At 42.6% G+C, this 22,530-nt stretch carries 17 protein-coding genes and 1 pseudogene; 8 read left to right on the top strand and 10 right to left on the bottom strand.

Annotation, left to right across the window (positions count from 1 at the left end):
- Positions 1–400: 400 nt before the first annotated feature.
- Positions 401–3,526 (top strand): histidine kinase, encoded by a 3,126-nt coding sequence (locus tag IPM95_09400; protein MBK9329507.1) that lies wholly within the window; start codon positions 401–403, stop codon positions 3,524–3,526.
- Positions 3,527–3,552: 26 nt separating this feature from the next.
- The gene (locus IPM95_09395) at positions 3,553–4,314 is read left to right on the top strand and encodes a response regulator transcription factor (protein MBK9329506.1); all 762 of its coding nucleotides are present in this window, start codon (positions 3,553–3,555) and stop codon (positions 4,312–4,314) included.
- A gap of 5 nt (positions 4,315–4,319) precedes the next feature.
- Here IPM95_09395 and IPM95_09390 read toward each other — a convergent pair whose 3' ends face one another.
- Positions 4,320–5,363 carry a quinone-dependent dihydroorotate dehydrogenase gene (locus IPM95_09390; protein MBK9329505.1) on the bottom strand — a complete coding sequence of 348 codons (1,044 nt, stop codon included), beginning with the start codon at positions 5,361–5,363 and terminating at the stop codon, positions 4,320–4,322.
- Positions 5,364–5,434: 71 nt separating this feature from the next.
- On the opposite strand from IPM95_09390, the gene IPM95_09385 reads away from it, so the two are divergent.
- The 3 genes from IPM95_09385 to kdsA all read left to right on the top strand — a co-directional run bounded on the left by IPM95_09385 (position 5,435) and on the right by kdsA (position 7,992).
- Positions 5,435–6,691: a replication-associated recombination protein A gene (locus IPM95_09385; protein MBK9329504.1), complete on the top strand. Its 1,257-nt coding sequence runs from the start codon at positions 5,435–5,437 to the stop codon at positions 6,689–6,691.
- A 61-nt stretch (positions 6,692–6,752) separates the two neighbouring features.
- Positions 6,753–7,154: a GxxExxY protein gene (locus IPM95_09380; GenBank protein ID MBK9329503.1), complete on the top strand. Its 402-nt coding sequence runs from the start codon at positions 6,753–6,755 to the stop codon at positions 7,152–7,154.
- A 52-nt stretch (positions 7,155–7,206) separates the two neighbouring features.
- Positions 7,207–7,992 carry a 3-deoxy-8-phosphooctulonate synthase gene (kdsA, locus tag IPM95_09375; GenBank protein ID MBK9329502.1) on the top strand — a complete coding sequence of 262 codons (786 nt, stop codon included), beginning with the start codon at positions 7,207–7,209 and terminating at the stop codon, positions 7,990–7,992.
- Here the strand turns inward: kdsA and IPM95_09370 are convergent.
- The 5 genes and pseudogenes from IPM95_09370 to IPM95_09350 form a co-directional block, all read right to left on the bottom strand.
- Positions 7,989–9,869 carry an OmpA family protein gene (locus IPM95_09370; GenBank protein MBK9329501.1) on the bottom strand — a complete coding sequence of 627 codons (1,881 nt, stop codon included), beginning with the start codon at positions 9,867–9,869 and terminating at the stop codon, positions 7,989–7,991. The genes kdsA and IPM95_09370 overlap by 4 nt on opposite strands.
- A gap of 61 nt (positions 9,870–9,930) precedes the next feature.
- Positions 9,931–10,512 (bottom strand): radical SAM protein, encoded by a 582-nt coding sequence (locus IPM95_09365; GenBank protein ID MBK9329500.1) that lies wholly within the window; start codon positions 10,510–10,512, stop codon positions 9,931–9,933.
- A 426-nt stretch (positions 10,513–10,938) separates the two neighbouring features.
- Positions 10,939–12,540, bottom strand: a complete 1,602-nt coding sequence (gene pckA, locus IPM95_09360) for a phosphoenolpyruvate carboxykinase (ATP) (GenBank protein ID MBK9329499.1) — start codon at positions 12,538–12,540, stop codon at positions 10,939–10,941.
- A gap of 165 nt (positions 12,541–12,705) precedes the next feature.
- Complete coding sequence (gene rpsA / locus IPM95_09355; protein ID MBK9329498.1) at positions 12,706–14,595, bottom strand: 30S ribosomal protein S1; 1,890 nt, start codon at positions 14,593–14,595, stop codon at positions 12,706–12,708.
- Between the two features lie 680 nt (positions 14,596–15,275).
- Positions 15,276–16,718, bottom strand: a pseudogene (locus IPM95_09350) (IS1182 family transposase).
- 166 nt (positions 16,719–16,884) lie between these two features.
- Here IPM95_09350 and IPM95_09345 point away from each other — a divergent pair.
- The 3 genes from IPM95_09345 to IPM95_09335 all read left to right on the top strand — a co-directional run bounded on the left by IPM95_09345 (position 16,885) and on the right by IPM95_09335 (position 17,916).
- The gene (locus tag IPM95_09345; protein MBK9329497.1) at positions 16,885–17,136 is read left to right on the top strand and encodes a type II toxin-antitoxin system ParD family antitoxin; all 252 of its coding nucleotides are present in this window, start codon (positions 16,885–16,887) and stop codon (positions 17,134–17,136) included.
- On the top strand, positions 17,129–17,428 hold the full coding sequence (locus tag IPM95_09340) for a type II toxin-antitoxin system RelE/ParE family toxin (protein MBK9329496.1): 300 nt from the start codon (positions 17,129–17,131) through the stop codon (positions 17,426–17,428). The genes IPM95_09345 and IPM95_09340 overlap by 8 nt, the downstream gene beginning before the upstream one ends.
- 215 nt (positions 17,429–17,643) lie before the next feature.
- On the top strand, positions 17,644–17,916 hold the full coding sequence (locus IPM95_09335) for a hypothetical protein (GenBank protein ID MBK9329495.1): 273 nt from the start codon (positions 17,644–17,646) through the stop codon (positions 17,914–17,916).
- Positions 17,917–18,158: 242 nt separating this feature from the next.
- Here IPM95_09335 and IPM95_09330 read toward each other — a convergent pair whose 3' ends face one another.
- From IPM95_09330 to thiH, 4 genes are all read right to left on the bottom strand, one after another.
- Positions 18,159–19,244, bottom strand: coding sequence for a fatty acid desaturase (locus IPM95_09330; protein ID MBK9329494.1), 1,086 nt, complete (start codon positions 19,242–19,244; stop codon positions 18,159–18,161).
- Between the two features lie 100 nt (positions 19,245–19,344).
- A complete protein-coding gene (locus IPM95_09325; GenBank protein MBK9329493.1) occupies positions 19,345–20,028 on the bottom strand; it encodes a (d)CMP kinase in 684 nt (227 codons plus the stop codon).
- A gap of 86 nt (positions 20,029–20,114) precedes the next feature.
- A complete protein-coding gene (gene porQ / locus IPM95_09320; protein ID MBK9329492.1) occupies positions 20,115–21,167 on the bottom strand; it encodes a type IX secretion system protein PorQ in 1,053 nt (350 codons plus the stop codon).
- Between the two features lie 141 nt (positions 21,168–21,308).
- Positions 21,309–22,421, bottom strand: a complete 1,113-nt coding sequence (gene thiH / locus IPM95_09315; protein MBK9329491.1) for a 2-iminoacetate synthase ThiH — start codon at positions 22,419–22,421, stop codon at positions 21,309–21,311.
- Between the last annotated feature and the right edge of the window lie 109 nt (positions 22,422–22,530).

The following is a 22,530-nucleotide window of genomic DNA, read 5'->3' as shown; positions in this document are numbered from 1 at the left end:
CAATCGGGCAGATTTTATCAAACGTTTGTTTGGTAAGTAATGATTTGATAATATTTCAATGCATGCATTGAAATATTATCTGCGTTTACAAATCCATTGCAGGTTTCAAGTAAACTAGCTTTACCAAATTCCAATCTGCCTATACCAAACAATCGGATATCACAGCCAAATACTAATCCCCCTATTAAAACAATTGACAAATACTAACTTTGAAAGGTTAAATTCACGTTTAACCCTTCGTATCATTCATTAATAAAGTTCTCAAACAAGAATGATATGTTATGAAGTAGTGGGTTTTTATGTTTCTATCTTGCATTTGGGGTGCAGATGATGCATCCCATTTTATTTTTACCGAATTCCCGGCTGTTTTATCTTCCAATATTTTGTATATTGTTTGTCTGTGAAACGTATTTTCAGATATTTCGCATTCTTAGGATTGGTCATCTGCAGCAAAAACAACCTCCTGCATGCATTGGATATCGAACAACTCCGCTTTGAAGTCATCGATATAAAGAACGGATTATCTCATAACAGCATCCACAATATCTATCAGGACAGCAAGGGTTTCATCTGGTTTTGTACGGACGAAGGCATGAACCGCTATAACGGATATGACTTTCTCAAATTATCCAAGGACAATGAAAATAAGAATTCTTTGGTATCCAATTTCACCACCTGCGTTACCGAATCTTCTCCGGGAGTGTTTTGGATTGGTACTGAAAAAGGCTTAAGTATATATTTTTTCGAATCGAAAAAGTATATAACGCTTGAGAATCCTGCCCAGATAAAAAAATTAGTCACGGAAGACAGTATTACGGTATGGGTACAAACCCCATACAGTCTTTATAAAATGAGACTGGTAGAACGGGACAGGGAAAACAACGATTATACGGTAAGTGTTGAACCCATGAATGCCTATAAAGAGATTATCTGCAAGTGTGACATACATCATTTCTTGCTTGCCGGACGGGATAATAATCTTTATACCTATGATATCAGCACAAAGCTTATTCGAAATAAAAACAACTACGACCTGCTTGGCAAACTTGTACCTAAAAAAATAAATGGTATAGTAAGAGATAAATCTGACAGGTACTGGATTGGCACAAATGAAGGCTTATATTCAATTGATAAGGATTTAACGGTTATTGATTCCTTTTCAGCTCTCAGGCCCTTATTTCAGGGTATTCAGGATAAGATAACGTCAATAGCGGTTGGGAAACTTGGAAATATATACATAGGAACGCTGCAGCACGGTATATTGATTTATGATGTAAACAGAAGCAGGTTCATAGAATATCAGAGTGACCCGTATAATTTAAACTCCATTCCGGACAACAAGATAATGAGCCTGCTGATTGACAACGGAGGTACGTTATGGGCTGGAACAAAAGGTTCCGGTGTGGCGGTTCACTCCCACTATAAATACAAGTTCAAACTCATTACACAAGAACCATTCAAGACAACCTGGCTAACCAATAAATATGTACTGTGTTTTGCGGAAGACAACAACGAAAACATCTGGATTGGAACGGATGGTGGCGGATTGTATAAATATGACATCAAAAACAACATCTTTTCTAACTGGAGAAATAACGGATTTGGAAATTCATTGACGAATGACATAGTACAAAACCTGCTCATTGACCACTATGGTCAATTGTGGGCGGGCACGTTGAATGGCATCTGCAAATTTGATGCGTACACCAATGCCTTTAGGCGTTATTTTCTGAGTCCTAACAAGAGGAATGACAACTTAAAAATACCGGCTTACAACAATATCCGATTATTTGAAACGAAAGCGGGTGAATTATACGCCTTTGACGAACATAATTTACACCATTTTAATCCGCTGAAGAACGGATTTGAACCAATTAACATCAATATCAACTGGAATATTTTTTTTCCAAACTATATCCTGGAAAATGATGACGGTACCTGGTGGATAGCCACATCATCCGGAATATTTCATATTTCATTGTCAGATGGCTTGCTGAATGAAAAGGAATTAAGAATTATCAACGACAAATACTTTAAGACGGACCAACTAAACTGTCTGCTGAAGGAAGATGAGACACACATCTGGATAGGTACCAGTAATGGCGGGCTGTTCCTTTTTAACAAGCTGAAGAAAAAAATAGATGTCATATTCACCGAAAGAAACGGACTCAGCAATAATTTCATACATGGTATATTGAAAGATAATTCCGGAAAACTCTGGATGAGCACCAACCGCGGCATTTCTGTCTTTGATCCTTCAATCAAGCAATTCAGAAACTATGACGTCAACGATGGGTTACAGAGCAACGAATTTAACGGAGGCTCTTATTTCAAGACCGGAAAAAATGACCTGCTTTTCGGGGGTATGAACGGATTTAACATCGTAGAACCCGACAAAATCCCGTTTAACTCTTTTAAACCGACTGCAAATATTACCAGCATACGAATAGATGACCAGCTATTGGATTACGATGCATATAGCACACAGTCCAAACGAATAAAACTGGAGAATAAGCAAAACAACATCTCTTTTGAATTTATCTCGAGTGACTATTCCAACACACCAAAAAACAGGTTTGAATACAGACTGGAAGGATATGACAGAAACTGGACTCAAACAGCACGGAATTATGTTTCCTATACGAAATTACCTCCGGGCAATTATATATTTTATGTTCGTTCCAGCAATAATGATGGTGTTTGGTCTTCCAATACCGCCTCTTTTTCCTTCCGGATTAAACCGATGATATGGCAAACATGGTGGTTTAAAATCATTGCGGTGATAGCATCGCTTATCTTCAGTTACCGGTTTATCACCAACCGCATCCAGATGGCACGAAAAAAAGAGAAGGAAAAAATGCAGTTAGTTAAACAAAAGACGGAGTACGAGAAGCAACTGGCAGAGATCAAGCTGAAAGCATTGGTGGCACAAATGAATCCGCATTTTATCTTCAACTGCATGAACTCGATTCAGGCTATGATTCTTTCCGACCAGAATATGCAGGCATCCACCTATCTTACCAAATTATCAAGGTTAGTGCGTTCTGTCCTGGAAAATTCAGTAAAAACGTTCATCCCCTTGAATGACGTCATTGATAACCTTAAATTATACCTAGAACTGGAATCCCTGCGTTTCGACCAGAAGTTTAATTACGACATCAGCGTTGAAAACATAGATGTGTATTCCGTAGAGATGCCGTCCATGCTGATACAGCCGTATGTGGAGAATGCCATCTGGCACGGCCTGATTAAAAAGGAAGGGGGAAAAAACATTCATATCCGGTTTTACAAAGAAAGCAACAGCTGCATATGCGAGATAGAAGACAACGGAATAGGACGTGTTAAAGCATTTGAATTAAACCTGTCGAAGAAACACAAATCGCTGGGTACCCTTATTACAAAAGAAATGTTTGAAACATTACACAAAATCAAGGATACCCATTATGAGGTAGAAATTATAGATTTGTATGATGATGCTCATGTGCCTTCCGGGACAAAAGTGATTATTAAAATGGAATTGAGTTAACATTTTCACCGACACAAACAATAAGTATGGAAAAGATAAATGCCATTCTGGTAGATGATGAAAAAAACAATCGTTTGGCGCTGCACAAACTGATAGAAAAATTCTGTCCGCAGGTTACCGTAACGGAGGAATGCGACAGCGTGGACAGTGCCATTGCCGCCATAGAGGCAGAAGGCACGGATGTGGTATTCCTCGATGTGGAGATGCCGGGCAAAAATGGTTTTGAGCTGCTGGCACACTACAATTACCACTGTCCTTTTGAAGTGATTTTTACCACTGCATACAGTCAGTATGCCGTTAAGGCATTCCGTTTCAGCGCACTGGATTATCTGCTCAAACCCGTCGACCCGGAAGAACTGGTACGTGCGGTACATCGCTTATCCATCAGGAAATCGGAAGAAATCAAAAACAGGCAGTTTGAATTGCTGGAACACAAAATCAACCATAAGGAATTAAGCAAAAAACAACTGGCCATTTCCACGCTGGAAGGCATTTACTTCGCTTCACTGGATGAAATCATACATGTGGATGCAGATTCATCGTACACCAAAATCTACCTCACCACCGGCGAGATGATCATGTCCTCCAAGCCATTGAAATATTTCGAAGAGTTGCTCGAAGATTATGATTTTGTGCGCGTACATCAGTCACATATCATCAACCTGAAACATATCCGCCGTTATGTGCGCGGCGATGGCGGGCAGGTCATCATGATGAACGGTACTGAAATAGAAGTTTCACGCAGAAAAAAAGAAGATCTGCTGGATAAGATTTCCGACACACTGTAAGGCACTTACCCTTCCAACAACCGCTGATTGATTTCTTTTATCAGCTCCGGTCCCTCGTAAATAAAGCCGGTATACAACTGCACCAAGGCAGCCCCTGCATTTAGTTTGTCCAGTGCATCCTGCGCATTCATAATGCCCCCCACGGCAATAATCGGAATTCGGCCTGCTGACTTACGATGTATATATCGGATAATTTCCGTTGATTTTTGAGTCAATGGTTTTCCACTCAATCCTCCTGCTCCCATTTGTTCTACCCTGTTCTTATCTGCCGATAAATTATCGCGTGAAACGGTGGTATTCGTAGCCACCACACCCGCCAGTTTTGTTTCCGACACAATCTCTATGATATCATCGAGTTGTTCTTCCGTCAAATCCGGCGCAATTTTTAAGAGGATGGGTTTTTGTTTTTTCTGTAGTTTATTTCTTTCCTGCAGGGAAAACAGGATATGCTTCAGGGGTTCTTTCTCCTGTAAGGCCCGTAAATTCGGGGTATTCGGCGAACTGACATTTACCACAAAATAATCTACCACATCATACAATGTATCAAAGCACCTGATATAATCATCAACTGCCTGTTCATTGGGCGTAAGTTTATTCTTACCGATATTCCCGCCGATGATAATCTGAGATTGGAGATGTGAGACTGGAGATTTAATTATATTGTCTTTAACGGCATCCATCCCTTCATTATTAAAACCCATCCGGTTAATAATGGCTTTATCTTCTGTCAAACGGAACAGCCTTGGTTTCTCATTACCGGGCTGCGGCAGCGGAGTGACGGTTCCGATTTCCACAAATCCGAAACCAACCGCCGAAAAAGCCTCGATACATTCCGCATTTTTATCCAACCCTGCCGCCAATCCTACCGGATTTTTAAAAGTCAGTCCGAACACGTTGCGTTCCAACCGCTTATCTTCAACAGCATACAGTCTTGCCATTATCCATCTTACGAATGGAATCTTTATCAACAGGCGAAGCGACTGGAGTGTGAAATGGTGTGCCTTTTCCGCATCCATCTTGAATAAAAACCAGCGAAGGAGTTTGTACATGAAATAAAATTACGAATTCCGAATAACGAATTCCGAATTTTGTAGTTTTATAATTATAATTTTACATTTCCATGCTAAGACCGCTTGCCGAACGAATGCGCCCGAAAACGATAGACCAGATTGCAGGTCAGGAGCATTTATTGGGCAAAGGCAAGGCATTACGACAACTGATTGAAAAAGGCAAGCTCCATTCGATGATTTTCTGGGGGCCACCGGGTGTGGGCAAAACCACTTTAGCGAGGGTGTTAGCCAGTCATGCGAATTTACCCATTGAACAGTTGAGTGCCATTTCCGCAGGTGTGAAAGAAATCAGGAGTGTTATTGAAAACGCCAAAGAAATAGGGCAGACCGTTTTATTTATCGATGAGATTCACCGTTTCAATAAATCGCAGCAGGATGCATTGCTGGGCGCTGTCGAAAACGGCACCTTGATTTTAATCGGCGCCACCACCGAAAACCCTTCGTTCGAAGTCAACTCGGCACTGTTATCACGCTGCCAGGTGTATGTTCTCAAATCACTGGAAAGGGAGGATTTGAAAAAGATTATCGACAGCGCTTTGCAGGAAGATGAAATTTTAAAGAAAGAAAACATCACCGTCAAAGAATACGAAGCGCTGTTTTATTTTTCCGGCGGAGATGCACGAAAACTGCTGAACGTGGTGGAATTGGTTTCCGAGAACCTGAAAGAAAACCGCACCATTACCAATGTCTTTGTGGAAGAAATCGTACAAACCTATATTTCCCGTTATGACAAAAGCGGTGAACAGCATTACGACATCATTTCCGCGTTTATCAAGTCCATCCGCAACAGTGACCCGAATGCCGCCTTATACTGGATGGCACGCATGATACACGGCGGAGAAGACCCGAAGTTCATTGCACGCCGCCTGCTGATTCTATCCAGCGAAGATATCGGCAATGCCAATCCGAATGCACTGCTGCTGGCGAATGCCACCTTTGATGCCGTCGAGAAAATAGGCTATCCGGAATGCAGGATTATATTGTCGCAATGTGTGACCTATCTCGCTTCTTCCCCCAAAAGCAATGCCTCCTACATGGCCGTCGGCGATGCGCTGGCGCTGGCAGAACGAACCAGCGATTTATCCGTGCCGCTGCATTTGCGCAATGCGCCGACCAGACTCATGAAGCAACTGGGCTACCATAAGGGCTATCAGTATGCGCATCATTTCGAAGACAATTTTACAGAAATGGAATGCCTGCCGGATGAAATCAAAGGAACGAAATTTTATGAACCCGGCAATAATGCCCGTGAAAATGAGTTGAGAAAATTCCTGAAAGACCGATGGAAAGAGAAATACAATTACTGATTGAAACCACTGAGGACACTGAGTAACTTAAGTATAAAAAACAGGCAAATCAATCGTGGATATAACACAGAAATACGTAAATGATTTAGCTTATAAAATTGTAGGCTGCGCTATAGAAGTTCACAAAGAATTGGGGCCAGGATTACTGGAATCCATTTATCAAAAATGTTTAGAAGAAGAATTAAGGAATAAGAATTTCAATATTCTTTCACAACTAAAGATTCCTGTAAAATATAAGAACATAGAAGTTGACTGCGATTTAAGATTAGATATTCTCATGGAAGATTTGATAATTGTGGAATTAAAAGCGGTAGAAACTATGCTCCCTTTATATAATGCGCAATTATTAACATACATGAAACTATTGAAAAAGCCCAAAGGATTACTCATTAATTTTAATTCAGATAATATTGTCAGCAACACGACTTCTTTGGTCAATCAATATTTTTCAGATTTATTGTAATATCTTTAGTTTCTAATGTGCCTTAAGTGGTAAAATTCTTAGTGGTAAAAATATGAAAATAAACACTGATACATTTTTCCTGATAGCCGGGCCATGCGTTGTGGAGTCGAGTGAGGGCTGCTTTGAGACTGCGGAAAAGCTAAAGACCATCACCACTGAGCTGTCCATCCCTTTTATTTTCAAAGCCTCCTTTAAAAAAGCGAACCGAAGCAGGCTGGATTCCTTCACCACGATTGGGGAAGAAAAAGCGCTGCAGATTTTGGCGGATGTAAAATCACATTTTAAGATTCCCGTTTTAACGGACGTGCATGAAACGACCGATTGCGATAAGGTGAAAGATATCGTGGATGTGATCCAGATACCCGCATTCCTGTGCCGTCAGACCGAATTGCTGATTGCCGCCGGAAAAACAGGAAAGGCCGTCAATATCAAGAAAGGTCAGTTTGTTTCAGCAGAGATGATGCAGTTTGCCGTAGAGAAAGTATTATCCACCGGCAACAACCATATACTTCTGACAGAGCGCGGAACGATGTTCGGATACAACGACCTAATCGTAGATTTCAGGAATATTTCCCTGATGCAGCAAACAGGGTTTCCGGTCATATTCGACGCCACGCATTCCGTACAGCAGCCCAACAAAAGTGAAGGCATCAGCGGCGGAAAGCCTGAATTCATTGAAACCTTAAGCAAATGTGCCATTGTCGCCGGTGCAAACGGTATCTTTTTAGAAACACATCCGAATCCGGAAAAAGCACTCAGCGACGGCACGAACATGCTGAAGCTGGATGAAGTGAGAAATTTGCTTGAAAAACTATTAAAGATCCGAAGCGCCATCTAGTTGCCCAACACCTTCAGTTCTGTTCTCCTGTTCCTCGCCTTATTTTCTTCCGTATCATTCGGGGCAACAGGCTGCGCCTCACCATATCCTTTTGCTGTCAATCGCGTTTTATCAATGCCTTTCTGCATCAGGTACAGCACAACGCTTTCCGCCCGCTGTTGGGAAAGCTGCTGGTTGTATCTATCATCCCCTTTATTGTCGGTATGTCCTGCTATCTCTATCCGCACCGCCGGATTTTTTTGCAGCAGCTGCGCCACCTTGTCCAACTCAACAGAAGAAGTTATGTTCAATTCACTCTTATCAAAGTCAAAGAATACATTATTCAGTACAATTTTACTGTTCGCCGTTATTGGCTCCAGCAACACTTCGAGTTCATAGGGTTTTAGCTGGGAAGCGGCCACTTTCAGGTTTATATTCTGCGAGTAGAACAGGTATTTTTCCTTTTGAATCTGCAATGCATAATTCTTGTCCGCTTCCATACTCACAAAAAAGGTTCCGTTCACAGAGGCGCCTTTGTAAATCTCTTTCCTGGTTTCTAAATCAATGATGGAATAATCGGCCACCAGCAACTGTTTGCTGACGGCATCTTTCACAACAGCTTTGATATAGGTAATCTTCTTTGGCTGCGCTGTTTCAGGCAAATCAAAACTATAGATATCCAGTCCGCCGAAACCGCCCGCCCTGCTGGAAGCCAGAAAGGCAGTCTTGCCGTCAAAGGAAACGGTCAGGCCATTGTCATCGTTCTCGGTGTTAATCGGATATCCCAGATTTTCCGCCTTTGTCCAGCCGGTATCCGTCTTTCTGGAAAAGTAGATATCACCGCCGCCCATGCCCGGCCATCCGTTGGATGTAAAATATAAGGTCTGGTTATCGGCATGTATAAACGGACATTGATCGTCAAACGACGTATTGATACCCGGGCCCAGATTCTGCGGTTCGCTCCATTTCATCTGATTGTCCAGATAGCTTACCCAGATATCTTTCCCGCCAAAACCGCCTTTGCGGTTGCTTGCAAAATACAGGGCTCTTCCATCCGAAGAAAAACTCGGCTGCGCCTCCCACGAACCCGCATTGATGGGTTTCCCGATGCCCGCAGGCGAGGTCCACCTATTATTGATTTTCTGCGAAAAATAAATATCACAACTTCCATAGCCATCCGGACGGTTACATCCGGTAAAGAACAAAAGTGTTCCATCCGCATTCATGGTTTCGGCGCCTTCATTCTCTTCTGTGTTAATCGGCTCACCAAAAGAAACGGCCGCAGCAAAACCCGTATCCGTCTTTTGTGCCAGGTACAAGTTCTCTTCACGGCCATCCAGCCTCGTAAACGCCAGCAGTCTGCCATCCGGCGTCATGTACGGAAAGTACTCCAGATTTTTCGTATTAATGTCAGCACCCAGATTTTTCGGGTTAAACGCAACGGGATGCTTTTTGGCTTCCGAAGCAAAGTTGGCATTCCTAACCGTCTGTTCCGCTTTCTGGGCAGCAGTCGGATTTTTCACAGGTTGGGCGAGGTATTGTTCCGCATATAATTTCGCCTTATCCGGATTGTTCAGCTTCAGATAGGTTTCCGATAAAAAGAAAATGGATTTGGCAGGAAAAGTTTTATCGTTTACACAACTTACCAGTATTGCTGCAGACTCCTGATACCTGCGAAGTGCATATAAATATTCCGCCATCATGGTTTTAGCGGGTGTAAAATCGGGTTCCAGTTTAATGACCATTTCCAGTTCCGTTATCCCCTCTTCCCACTGTGTCCTGCTGCCGTATTCCTTTGCCTTTAAATAGCCCGCCATCGCCTTCTCAGAAACCTGTTGGGCCACCGAGTGGTGACAGGTGAAGCTCGTCACCAGTATCAGAATGAATAATCTTCTCATTGCTTTTCTTTATACAAAAACCATGCTACAACGTATGATACATAAACTGTTCCCCTGGTTTCTACGGAATATTTAAATATTTATGTGTTTGCAGCGACAAAGACCATTCAGGGTGCGCTTTCACATATTCTATCATCAGGGGCATCATTTGTTCCTGTTTGCTCCATTCTGTTTGTAAATATAGTAAGCAGTCTTTAGTAGCCAGTAAGCAGTTTTGTTCAGCAAAATCAAAATCAGATTTATTAAAAATAATGCACTTTAATTCGTTTGCTTTTTCTACTACTTCTTTCAAAGGTGCCTTAAATTTTTTAGGAGAAACGCATATCCAATCCACTATTCCGCTTAACGGATACGCACCGGACGTTTCGATATTGATTTGAAATCCGTTTGCCTTTAACTTTTGGGTCAGGAAAGACAAATCATACATCAGCGGCTCTCCGCCGGTAAGAACGATAAGCCGACCGGGATATTTCAGGGCTTCCTGCACCAGGTCCTCTATCCGCAGGAGCTGACTCTCCTCCACTGTCCAGGATGCTTTCACATCACACCAGACACAACCCACGTCACAGCCTGCCAGCCGGATAAAATAGGCGGCATGGCCTGTGTAGAACCCTTCCCCCTGGATGGTGTAGAAGTGTTCCATCACTGGAATATGTGTAGTCTTATCATACACCATTAAAAACAGCAATTCATGATTTGTAAATTTATCATTATTGAACGAATTAACTGTATTCTCTTTTTGTCTTGACACAAAAAGAAACAAAAAAGTCAAGTCCAATCAAAGGCACTTTAGCCGCGCACTTACCTTCAGCTCAAAAATCTGACTTCGTAAAATTGTCTTAACATGCAAGTCCATCATGAATGTCTGTATTCCCAATCATCAAATACACCTTGCAAAACTGCCCGTGCGCACGACAATTCAGGTCGTACAGTTTTTTTTCGCCACGTGCTGTTGATTGAACCCACTACGACAACCGGTACATATTAAATTATTTAAAAAAAAGAAATTCCCGCTTTCGCGGGAATTTCTTTAATAATTATATCCTGCTACGAATATCTTGGCATGAGTTTAAACTTTCGGCGCAGCCGCTAAGATCTCTTCATTCGCCTGTGAAGCATATTTCTTGAAGTTGTCGTTGAATTTCACCGCCAGTTCCGCCGCCTTCGCATCGTATGCCGCCTTGTCCGACCAGGTATTTCTCGGATTCAGCACTTCGCCTGGTACATCCGGGCAACTGACAGGAATCCGGAAGTTGAAAATCGGTAACGTTTCATACTCCACTTCATTCAGCTGGCCATTTAACGCCGCTGTAATCAATCCACGAGTAATCTTCAGACTCATCCGGCTTCCGACGCCGTAAACGCCGCCGGTCATACCGGTATTGATCAGCCAAACATTGGCACCGCTTTCTTTCAATTTTTTACCCAGCATTTCCGCATATTTCGTCGGATGCAAGGGTAAGAATGCCGCGCCGAAACAAGCGGAGAAGGTCGTCTGTGGTTCCGTTACACCGGCTTCCGTTCCCGCCACTTTGGAGGTATATCCGGAGATGAACAGGTACATCGCCTGTGCTTCGGTTAATTTTGTTATCGGAGGCAGCACACCAAATGCGTCGTAACTCAGGAAGAAAATATTCTTGGGAATTGTTCCGACAGACGGAACGGCTATGTTGTTGATATGATACAACGGATAGGAAACACGCGTGTTTTCCGTCACACTGACATTCTCAAAATCCACCTTGTTGGTTCCGTCAAAGAAACGGATGTTTTCCAGGATGGCGCCCGGTTTGATGGCCCGGAAAATATCCGGTTCCTTTTCTTCCGTCAGGTCCACGCATTTTGCATAACAGCCGCCTTCAAAATTGAATACCCCTTCCGCACTCCAGCCGTGCTCGTCGTCGCCTATCAGTTTCCGGTTCGGATCAGCGGATAGTGTGGTTTTACCGGTTCCTGACAAGCCAAAGAATAAGGCGGTATCACCGTCATTGCCGATGTTGGCGGAACAGTGCATGCTCAGCACATTTTTCAGGTGCGGCAATTCGAAATTCAGTACGGTAAAGATGCCTTTCTTAATTTCGCCGGTATAGCCGGAGCCGCCTATCAGTATCACCTTTTTCGTGAAGTTGATGATAGAGAAATTGTGCTGACGCGTGCCGTCTTCCGCCGGGTTGGCATAAAACTGAGGCGCACACAGAATCGTCCATTCCGGTACAAACGACTGTATCTCTTCTACTGAAGGGCGGATGAACATATTATCCGCGAACAAACTCGCCCACGGCGTTTCCGTTACCACCCGGATATTCAGCTGATAATGCGGGTCGGCACAGGCAAACACATCACGGACATAAATTTCCTTTTGGTTGTCGAGGTGTGCAATCACTTTTGCCTGCAATCTGTCAAAATGCTCGGGAGAATAGGGCTGGTTGATGTTATTCCAGTCCACCGCGTTTTCGGTCAGCGCATCTTTTACGGTAAATTTATCTTTGGGAGACCGGCCGGTAAATTCGCCGGTATCGATGCAAAGGGCGCCTGTATCATTTAAAACGCCCAGATTGAGGTCGAGGGTTCTTTGTATCAGTTCTTCACGTGTTAAATTCCAATTCGCTGATGTGTGGTGGAAACCTGATTTTGTCAAATCCGCAGAAGGGTTCTTGACACCTTTATCATTCATTTTTGTGTGTTTAGTGTAACAAATCGTAGAATCGGTGCAAAAATACGGATTTTTGTTTTGAAAGAAAATGATTAAAGTTTTGGTAATGTTAAAGTTTAAGACCATTGTGCATAAAAAAGCCCGTTCTGTACAGAACGGGCTTCAAAATATACCTGAAAGGGGAAATTACTCTCCTTTGCCTTCCATTTTAGCTTTCAGATCGGAAAGAGCGTCGATATCTCCCAACGTCGATTTTTCAATCTTGCTGTTGGTTTCCTTCACGGCATCTTTCGTTTTCTTAGCTTCCTTTTTCTTCTCGCCTTCAACGGCTTTCTTGTCGTCCAGTCTCTTGTCTTCGTTCACACGGGTATGAGAAACGATGATACGTTTGTCATCTCTGTCGAACTCCAGCACCTTGAACGGCAATACTTCATCCACTTCCGCCAGTTTACCGTCTTCTTTCTTGATGTGACGGGTAGGTGCAAATGCTTCAATACCGTATGGCAACTGAACCACCGCTCCCTTGTCTTCGCGTTTCAGCACGGTAGCTTCATGGATAGACCCGATTGGGAACAATGACTCGAATGTATCCCAAGGATCTTCTTCCAGTTGTTTGTGACCCAGTACGATTTTCTTGTTGTCCACATCTATCTCCAATACCACTACATCCAGTTCATTACCGATTTTGGTAAATTCACTTGGGTGGTTATAACGTTTCGTCCAGGATAGATCGGAAATGTGTACCATACCGCCGATGACATCGTCCAGTTCAACGAATACACCGTAAGGCGTGATGTTTTTCACCAATCCTTTCATTTTGGTTCCGACAGGATATTTTTCTGAGATGTGTTTCCAAGGATCTTCTCCCATCTGTTTCAGACTCAATGACATTTTGCGTTCGTCCTTATCCAGCGTCACCACCACCGCTTCGTACTCATCACCCAGCTTGAAGTAATCGCGTGAGTTGATAGGCTGGTTGCTCCAGGTAACTTCTGATACGTGGATCAGGCCTTCTACGCCCGGTGTGATTTCCAGGAAAGAGCCGTAATCTTCGATGTTCACGATCTTGCCTTTCACCTTAGCGCCCACTTCAATTCCTTCCGGCAATGAATCCCATGGATGCGGCTGTAATTGTTTTAAACCTAAAGAGATACGTTTTTTGTTGTCATCGTAATCGATTACCACCACCTGCAGCTTCTGATCCATTTTCAACACCTCATTCGGGTGGTTGATACGTCCCCATGAAATATCCGTGATATACAATAAACCGTCCACACCGCCTAAGTCGATGAATGCACCGAAGTCCGTGATGTTTTTGATGGTGCCTTCCAGCACCTGTCCTTTCTCCAGTTTGCCGATGATTTCCTGACGCTGGGATTCCAGGTCGCTTTCAATCAGTGCTTTGTGGGAAACGACTGCATTCTTGATAGCCTCGTTCACTTTCACCACCTTGAATTCCATCGTCTTACCTACAAACTGATCGTAGTCGGTAATCGGCTTCACATCAATCTGAGAACCCGGTAAGAATGTTTCCATACCGAATAAGTCCACGATCAGGCCGCCTTTGGTTTTGCTGATGATACGGCCTTTCACCACCGTGTCATTCTGGTTGGCTTCGCAGATGTAATCCCATGCCTTGGTTAATTTGGCTTTTTTACGGGACAGGATCAATTGTCCTTTCTTGTTTTCTTTGTTTTCAACGTACACATCCACTTCGTCACCCACTTTCAGATCGGTCATGTCCTTGAATTCCGATTTCGGAATCATACCGTCTGATTTGAAGCCGATGTTCAAAATCACATCTGAATCCGTGATAGCCGTTACGATAGCTTTCACGATTTCGTTGTCTTCCACCTGTTTGAAGGTCTGGTCGTACAAGGTTTCCAGCTCCGCGATTTTCTCTTTGCTGTACTTGTTGGCACCGCGTTTGCTGATGTTCCAATCGAACTCTTCCGCTTTGATAACAGGGATTTTCAAGTCCACCGTTTCCTGTTCGATTACTTCTTTTTCTTTGTGTACCGGAATGATGTCGTCTACTGCATCTAATGCCGGAATTTCTGGTTGTTCTGTCAAAATTGACTCATTTTAAAGGTTAACAATATTAATTTCTCGCCAAATTCCGGGGATAAATCTCAAAAATTCGGACTGCGAAGATACTTGATTATTAGGTAATTTGAAAGTCTGAAGATGAAATAATGACTGATTTTAGGCAAATTAATGTGTTTTTAACAAGAAAAAGACCTATAATATTATGGAATTACGTAAGATTTTGTATCTAAACCAGATCATGGAGATGAACCTGATAAATCATTTTTGGTGAATATTCTTTTCGTCCTTGCATGATACAAAAATAATTATAAAATAACTTTTATATTATTTTTTATATAAACATTCGTTTATTTTGTAAAACATTTGTAGTTTAGTTGTGCAACATGCATAGCGGGTTTTGCGTCAGGCGGGCTGAAGTGCAAAATTCAATAGTAGTTTTTCAATTGAACTTTAGTAATAATATCAGCTTTTGTGCTTCGATTTCCCGCCTAACGCAAAGCCCCGAAACGTTAGGCTGTGAAAAAACTGATGTTTTAGAAAAAAATCGTTTTTTCTGTTGCGTACATTTCTACCAAACAGCGATACTTTCCCTTTTAGTCTGCCGTTTTTATTGCACTATTTTTCTTGCTAAAATAAATCATACAGTAAATCGATTCTTTTAAAGCCAAAATACTTGCAAATAGTATAGGTTTAGGATATTCCGGTTGCCAATTTTTGATTTTTGCAATCAAGTTTTCTATTCCTACTATCTTAAAGCATCGTTTCATATTATACACCAGCATGATCAAGCTATATTCACCATTCACTTTCTCCAAGCCTTTCAAATCTGTATAATAATAACTCCATTTTCGCTTTATCGTGCCAAAGATATGCTCATTAATCTCCTGTCGTTTTCTGTATAACGCTGCATTGTTTTTATAGTTCGTGTTGTTAATCTCTACCGCTTCTGCATATTCACTTCTATCCAGTTCTCTGCCACCTTTTTGTCGTCCGGTACACAAATGTTTTACCGCACATGTTTTGCATTTCGGTGTTCTGTATTTTTTAAACTGATAGCTGTCTCTTTCTCTCGTCTTCTTGTGCCACGTACCTGTGGTACTGAGTGTTTCGCCTTGAGGACATGTGTACGTATCCGTTGTTTTGTTGTACGTAAATTGGGTGACCATATAGGCTGCTGTAGTACCGTATTCATTGCTGTTGACCAGTGTCGGTGCTGCTACTATCGTCGTAATATTTGCATCCTGACATTGCTGTATTTGCCCGCCGTTATGGTAGCCTTTATCTACTAATGCAGTGTAGGTTTCTACTTCTAAATTTACTTTGGCTTCTTTTGCTATAGCACTCAAAGCATTGCGGTCATTCTTGTTGCTGGTGTGTGTGGCTACTACTAAATTATGTTTGGCATCTACCGCAGCTTGTACGTTGTAAGCCACTTCTACCACTTGACCTTGCACCAGCAGTGCGCGTGCATCAGCATCCGTTATGCTGATTTGAGTGTCGCCACTTTCGGCTAACTTCTCCTGTAAATGTTCGTAGTAGATTATATTGGTTTTTAATCGCTCTATCTTTTGCGCAACATCACTTACCTTTATGGCATCTTCTTGCAAATCATTTTCTGCTAAAGCATTTAAGTATTCGTTGGTTTTTATTTCGATATACGCTAAATGACGTTCCAATTTCTTCGCACTATAGTTTTGTTTCTTGCTGTTGTGCGCACGTACTTTGGTGCCGTCTATCGAAATGGTTTCGCCACTTACTAATTGTTCATTCTTTAAAAACGAAACAAATAATTTAAACGTGTTGCTCAGTGATTTAGAATTGTCTTTCCTAAAGTCGCAGATGCTATGATAGTTGGGTTGCAGTTGCACACAAAGCCATTGTAATTCTATGTTTCTGCTGCATTCTTTTGCTAAGCGGCGACTAGAGCGAATGCCATTGAGGTAGCCATAAAAATAAATCTTCAGAAACAGTTTCGCATCAAATCCCGGACGACCTTCTTGTTTCGTAGCACGAGCTTGGAATCCCAATTTCTCCAACTCGATATGCTCCACGAAAGCTTCAATAAAACGAACCGGATTATCTTGATCTATCTTGTCTTCCAAACAGCCGAACGATAATTGATGACGATGTTGTGATGAAACTATTTGCATAATCTATTTTTCAAAAACAAAAATATTTGTTCGTATTCTTTTTTATATTTATTTTTATAAACAGATCGTGACGTTTTTTCACAGTCTGACGTTAGCGGTGATTATTTAACACTTCAAGATTTGATAAAGTTACCAAATATTGGTAACTTTGTATAAATTTAAGCTCATGGGACGAAACACCTCCATTTCACTAGGAAATTATTTTGAAGAGTTTGTTGATGATAAAGTATCAGCTGGAAGATTTAAAAATGCAAGTGAGGTTATTCGAGCTGGTCTTCGACTACTAGAAGAAGAAGAAACTAAAATAACTGCTCTCAAAAAAGCCATAACAGAAGGTATTGAAAGTGGCGCAGCTAAAAACTTCAACCCCAAAAAGCATCTTGAGAAATTAAAAGCTGCTAGAAGGAAAAATGGCTAGTTTTACCTTAACTATCAAGGCAGTCCAAGATTTATCCTCCATTTGGGATTATACCGTGGATACTTGGTCGGAGAAACAAGCTGACATATATTACTTTATGCTTTTAGACTCCTGCCAAGACTTAGCAGATGGCAAAGTAGCAGGCAAAAATTATCCGGAAATTGATATTCAAATATTTGGATTCAAAGCAGGCCAGCACATACTATTCTATAGAAATATTCGTAAAGAAAAAATTGAAATAGTCAGGATTTTACATGGAAGAATGGATCTAAAAAGTAGAATCCAAGAGTAAAAACCTCAGCTAACACCAGCTTGCCACAATGGCTGCATTTTTCTTAATCTAAACAATTACAACTTAAAATCTTTTCGGTATATTTATTCTTCAAGCTTACCGAAATCGCCATTTCGGCAAGCCCGAAACGTTACCGGTAATGGCAGGACGACCACAACAACGACAATGAGGCAGACAATAACATACATATTAGTGGTAATTGCTAATAAATGACAATGAAAAATCGACAAATAATAGAATCAATAATTGAGAATAGAGAAGAATACAATCTACAGATAGATAAATATTGCCAAGATCCTATTATTCAAAAGGAAATTATTGCTGAAATCCATAAAATCATGTTATTCGCTGAAACTATATGCAACAAACTGCACAATAGTTGGTTCTTAACGCGTTCAAAATTTGAAAAAGAGTTTTCGACGAAATATAGTTTTAACGACGAAATTTTATCTATTATTTATAATGACGCAATGACAGCGACTAAATAATAAATGGAAATAAAAATTATTATCTACTATAACTACAACCGCTAACAGCGCATAAGCACAAGTGGCTAAAAATGTTTAGTTTTATAGTTGCGTTTAGCCACCAATGCCAGGCCCGAAACCTTTAATACTTAATTTCTGTTTTTTTTGCGGTTTATCCATGCTGCGCATTAAAAAGCATTTAAGCAGCAGTCCGGCTTCGCCGGTTCACAGGGCTTTCCCGCTCAAAGAAAGTGGAATGATCGCTACGCCACCTTCAACCCTTTCTCATAAAAACGATTGGCGCGTTTGATGGATGCGATATCATTGAAGCGGACACCCTGCTCCCGCATGACCTGATGGGCTTTGGAAGCGGTCAGCTGGCGGACATAAAACGTCTCGTTCACCACAAAATGATGGATGGCATGGGTGCTGCCGAAATTGAAACAGAACAGCTGCATGGGAAGGAAATACCATTTGTCCAGCACCTGCGTCTGCTGCATGACGTTGCCCGGCTCCACATCGCCGTAATAGTGCATATTGGACGTGATGAAATGCAGGCAGAACATGCGAAGCAGGTTCGGGAAAATCAGTATCGCCACCAGCGGGTTGATCCACGTAAACTGCGCTTCCAGTAGTGCCGGGCTCTGATAATTCAGGTGCAGTAAAGCACTTATGCCGTGGATGGCATAATGAATCAGGAAGAAATACCAGACGAAATACAACAGTAATGTAAACGGCATCATGCCGTAGATCTTTGTTTTTTTGAACACCAGCGCCTGCTCTCTCGGCAGCTCTCCGTTTTTTACCGCTTCGATGATGTCTTTCCGGATAAGCGCGCCGCGCAGCACGCCGCCCAAAAGGATATCCGCCGTGGTGATGAAACGCTTAAAACCCCATTTTTCCCCGTTGGTCACACCGCGCTCTTCGATATCCGTTTTGGTGCCGGAAACCCGGTGGTGGTGAAAATGCAAATCCCTGCGGAACCACGGATTGATGGTCATCGGGCGGAATACCCAGACGCCCAGCATCATCAGGTGGTGCATGAATTTGTTTTTCTTGAAGTACATGTAATGAATCAGGTCGTGTTCCAGTTCGTGCAAAAAGGATGTCCAGAACGCTACGGATACCACCACCCAGAACGTAGAGATTTTTCCCTGCAGGTACAATGCTGCTGACAGCACAATCATAGCGATGCTGAAGGAAAAGATAAAAAACCCGATTGCATTCTGATGCTGCAAAATCGGGTATTTGGCACGAATGGCCTTGCTTGCCAGCTGCACTTCCCGACGGATGATTTTTGTCTTTTGCTCGTCCGCCGAATTTTTGATCTTTATATCGTCCGCTGTCATTTCCATAGCTATAAAATTACAACCTTTTTCAGGAAAAAACATTCCCTTCAGCGCAAAGTTTGCAATGAGGTCCTGTTACGTTTAACAAACAGCCGGAAAATTAACCCTTGTTAATTTCTTCCTCCGCCTTTCGGCAGATCCATTCAATCTGGTCGTCTAAAGTGAGATGTGTGGTATCTATCTCCATCGCTTCGGGCACTTTGGTCAGGGGGGAATCGGCGCGGGTGGAATCTATCCGGTCGCGGTGCTGCAGATTCGCCTTGAGTTCTTCCAGGGGAAATAATTTCCCCGTTTTCTTTAGCAGTTCATCCTGCCTTCTTTGGGTGCGCACGTCCACATCCGCCGTCATGAAAAATTTCAATTCGGCATCCGGAATGACCACACTGCCGATATCGCGGCCTTCCATCACCACCCCTTTCTGGACAGCCATCTTCTGTTGCTGCCTTACCAGCATCCTGCGCACATTGCTCATGGCGGCCACTTCCGAAACCAGTGCCGCCACTTCCGGCTGACGGATGAATTCCTCCACATCGGTACCGTTCAGAAAGGTATGATGGGAATCTCCTCTTTTGATAAATTCAATATCGATGAAAGGAAGTGCCCGTTCAATGCCTTCCGCATTGTCCAGGTCGATGAGATGTTCCTGAAAATAAAGGGTAACGGCGCGATACATCGCACCGGAGTCAATATACAGATAGCCTAATCTTTTCGCCACCTGTCTGGCTGTAGATGACTTCCCGCAGGCAGAATATCCGTCAATGGCTATGTTGATTTTTTTAGTCATAAGTCGTGAGTCATGAGTCGTGAGTTCATAATTGCAAGTATAAATTTATAAAAACGTACAACTCACGACTTTTTGCTTACGACTATCTACTTTGCTTTTTTACCGAATTCATCCAGTTTTACCCTGAACGAAAGCTGGTGGTCGAATCCGTCTCTGTGGTATTGCGCAAAGCCGTAATCGAGCGCGAACTGTTTTATATTCAGCCCTAATCCAACTGAAAAACCGGCGAACCCTTTTACCTTTGCCAACCCCAGCTCCTGCCGGCGCAGGTGATTGTACCCTAAACGCAGACGCACCGGCTTTCCTGCCTGCACTTCCACTCCGAAGGAAAAATGCCTGAAAATATTATCCATCACTTCCAGTGCCTTATTTTTCTTCCTGGTGGTTCCTAAAAATATATTCTGTGTCTCTTCCTCCGGAAATTTCAGGTTCCAGACCTGCAGGTTGTGCGCCGTCACCGAAATCGTCACAGGCAGTTTTTTGAATCGTTTGGAGAAAGAGAGATCCAGCTGAATCGGGGTTCGCTGACGTGCATCGCCTTTGATGTATGGCTTTAATTCTACACCGGCATTTCTCAACACCACCGCTGCCGTCCAGTTGGATTTGGGATTGTGATAACCCAGCGCCACATCGGCGGCAAAGCCAACGGAATGGTAGGACTCCAGTGAGGAGACAATCAGCTTCAGGTTGACTCCGTAATAGAATTTATTCCAGTGCCTGCCGACTCCGACCTGCATATTGATATCGCCTGCACGGAAGGTTCCGATCGGGTTTCCCGAGATATCCCGTCCGTCAAACTTTCCGTAGTACGCATACTGCATGGTGTAGGCCAGCGTCGATTTTATTTTCGGGTGATAATAGGAAAAGGAGATATTGCCAAAATTGGTATTATCGATGTAAAAGGCGGTATTGACGGCTAATTGTTTGTGAAATGAACTGTCCAGGAAACACGGATTGGATATGGCCAGCGTAAGGTCCGCATCTGTATTGTTTTTGATACTCTGCAATCCGCCGCCCAGAGCTTCCATCCTCGCGGATGTTGGAAATTGCAGGAAATCATAGATGTTTTTACCGCCAATCTGTGCAGATGAGACTTGTATCAGAAAATAAGCAAATGATATGGCAATTGATTTCTTCACAATAGTTGTACAAAATAAGGTAAGAAATTTAGAATATCAAATTGTTTTTACCCTAACCCCTGAAGGGGAATACATTTAATAAATAAATTATGCAGTATATTTTTGATTCCTGCGCAAAGTCCCCTTTAGGGGATTTAGGGGTTAAACCAATACGGCATCCCAGTCTTTCCAGACCGGCTCATAGCCGATGGAACGAATCACGGCAGCCATTTCGGATGCGGTCCGCACATCATCAATTTCAAATTGCTTCAGCGCTTCGGAATTGGAATAGCCGCCGGGTTCTGTTTTGCTGCCGGCACTGATGGTGGTGATGCCAAACTGTATGGCCACATCCCTGAATGCCGCCCGTTCGCGCGTGGAAAGCGTGAGTTCCACATCCGGAAAGCATATACGAAAGGCACAAATCAGTTGCAGCAATTCCTTTTCAGACAACTGGCATTTGGGCTGAAATTCCCCTTCATGCGGACGGATCCTGGGAAAGGAAACAGAGAATTTACTCTGCCAGTATTTCTTCTGCAGAAAGGCCAGCTGCTCCGCAAGTTGCACCGCATCTTCCCGCCAGTTCTCCGCCAGTCCGAGCAGTATACCTAATCCGATTTTATAGAACCCTGACCTGCCGATTCTTTCAGGTGTAGCAAGCCGATAGGCATAATTTGACTTCCTGCCTTTGGGGTGCACTTCCTTATACACCTTCTTATCATAGGTTTCCTGATATACCAGCACCGCATAAACGCCCGCTTCCTTCAGCAAACGGTAATCGGCTTCTTCGAGCGGCTGTACTTCAATGGAAAGCTGCATAAAATATGGTTTCAGCAAGCAAACCGCATTCAGCAGATAGCCGGTATCCACCCGGTAATCTTCACCTGTCACCAGTAACACCGATTCGAATCCTTGTTCTTTCAAGACGTTTGCCTCCTGAATAATCTCTTCGTCGGTCAGTGTTTTCCGCTTAATCTTGTTATCGAGACTGAACCCGCAATAGGTACAAATGTTCTGACATTCATTGCTGAGGTATAAGGGCGCAAACAATTGTATGTTCTTTCCGAAACGTTCGCGGGTGATTTGCCCGCTTTCTTGCATCATTTTTCCCAGATCCGGCAATGATTCAACAGCAATCAGGGTGGAAAAATCCTCCAAAAGTACCCTGTTCTTGGCATTTTCACCTGATATGCCGTCTGCATACTTTTGATGTAAATCAACTGACGAAGTATAATCGTTTGCGAGTAATTTATATTCTTGTGGCTGGGAAGACATATTTATCTGATATTCAACAATATAAGAGAATTAACAACAAACGGTTTATTATCCGGATTCACACATATAATCTACACATTTTTCTATGGATAAATTAACAGGCAAATAT

Source organism: Sphingobacteriales bacterium (assembly GCA_016719635.1).
Classification (GTDB): Bacteria; Bacteroidota; Bacteroidia; order Chitinophagales; family JADIYW01; genus JADJSS01.
The sequence above is the reverse complement of the archived record's forward strand: the minus strand, read 5'-3'. Positions and strand labels throughout refer to the sequence as shown.

Excerpts from the sequence above, each read along its gene's own strand:
- IPM95_09395 (MBK9329506.1), top strand. The coding sequence starts at position 3,553 with ATGGAAAAGATAAATGCCATTCTGGTAGATGATGAAAAAAACAATCGT.
- IPM95_09390 (MBK9329505.1), bottom strand. The coding sequence starts at position 5,363 with ATGTACAAACTCCTTCGCTGGTTTTTATTCAAGATGGATGCGGAAAAG.
- IPM95_09385 (MBK9329504.1), top strand. The coding sequence starts at position 5,435 with ATGCTAAGACCGCTTGCCGAACGAATGCGCCCGAAAACGATAGACCAG.
- kdsA (MBK9329502.1), top strand. The coding sequence starts at position 7,207 with ATGAAAATAAACACTGATACATTTTTCCTGATAGCCGGGCCATGCGTT.
- IPM95_09370 (MBK9329501.1), bottom strand. The coding sequence starts at position 9,869 with ATGAGAAGATTATTCATTCTGATACTGGTGACGAGCTTCACCTGTCAC.
- IPM95_09365 (MBK9329500.1), bottom strand. The coding sequence starts at position 10,512 with ATGGAACACTTCTACACCATCCAGGGGGAAGGGTTCTACACAGGCCAT.
- pckA (MBK9329499.1), bottom strand. The coding sequence starts at position 12,540 with ATGAATGATAAAGGTGTCAAGAACCCTTCTGCGGATTTGACAAAATCA.
- IPM95_09345 (MBK9329497.1), top strand. The coding sequence starts at position 16,885 with ATGGGACGAAACACCTCCATTTCACTAGGAAATTATTTTGAAGAGTTT.
- IPM95_09340 (MBK9329496.1), top strand. The coding sequence starts at position 17,129 with ATGGCTAGTTTTACCTTAACTATCAAGGCAGTCCAAGATTTATCCTCC.
- IPM95_09335 (MBK9329495.1), top strand. The coding sequence starts at position 17,644 with ATGAAAAATCGACAAATAATAGAATCAATAATTGAGAATAGAGAAGAA.
- IPM95_09330 (MBK9329494.1), bottom strand. The coding sequence starts at position 19,244 with ATGACAGCGGACGATATAAAGATCAAAAATTCGGCGGACGAGCAAAAG.
- IPM95_09325 (MBK9329493.1), bottom strand. The coding sequence starts at position 20,028 with ATGACTAAAAAAATCAACATAGCCATTGACGGATATTCTGCCTGCGGG.
- thiH (MBK9329491.1), bottom strand. The coding sequence starts at position 22,421 with ATGTCTTCCCAGCCACAAGAATATAAATTACTCGCAAACGATTATACT.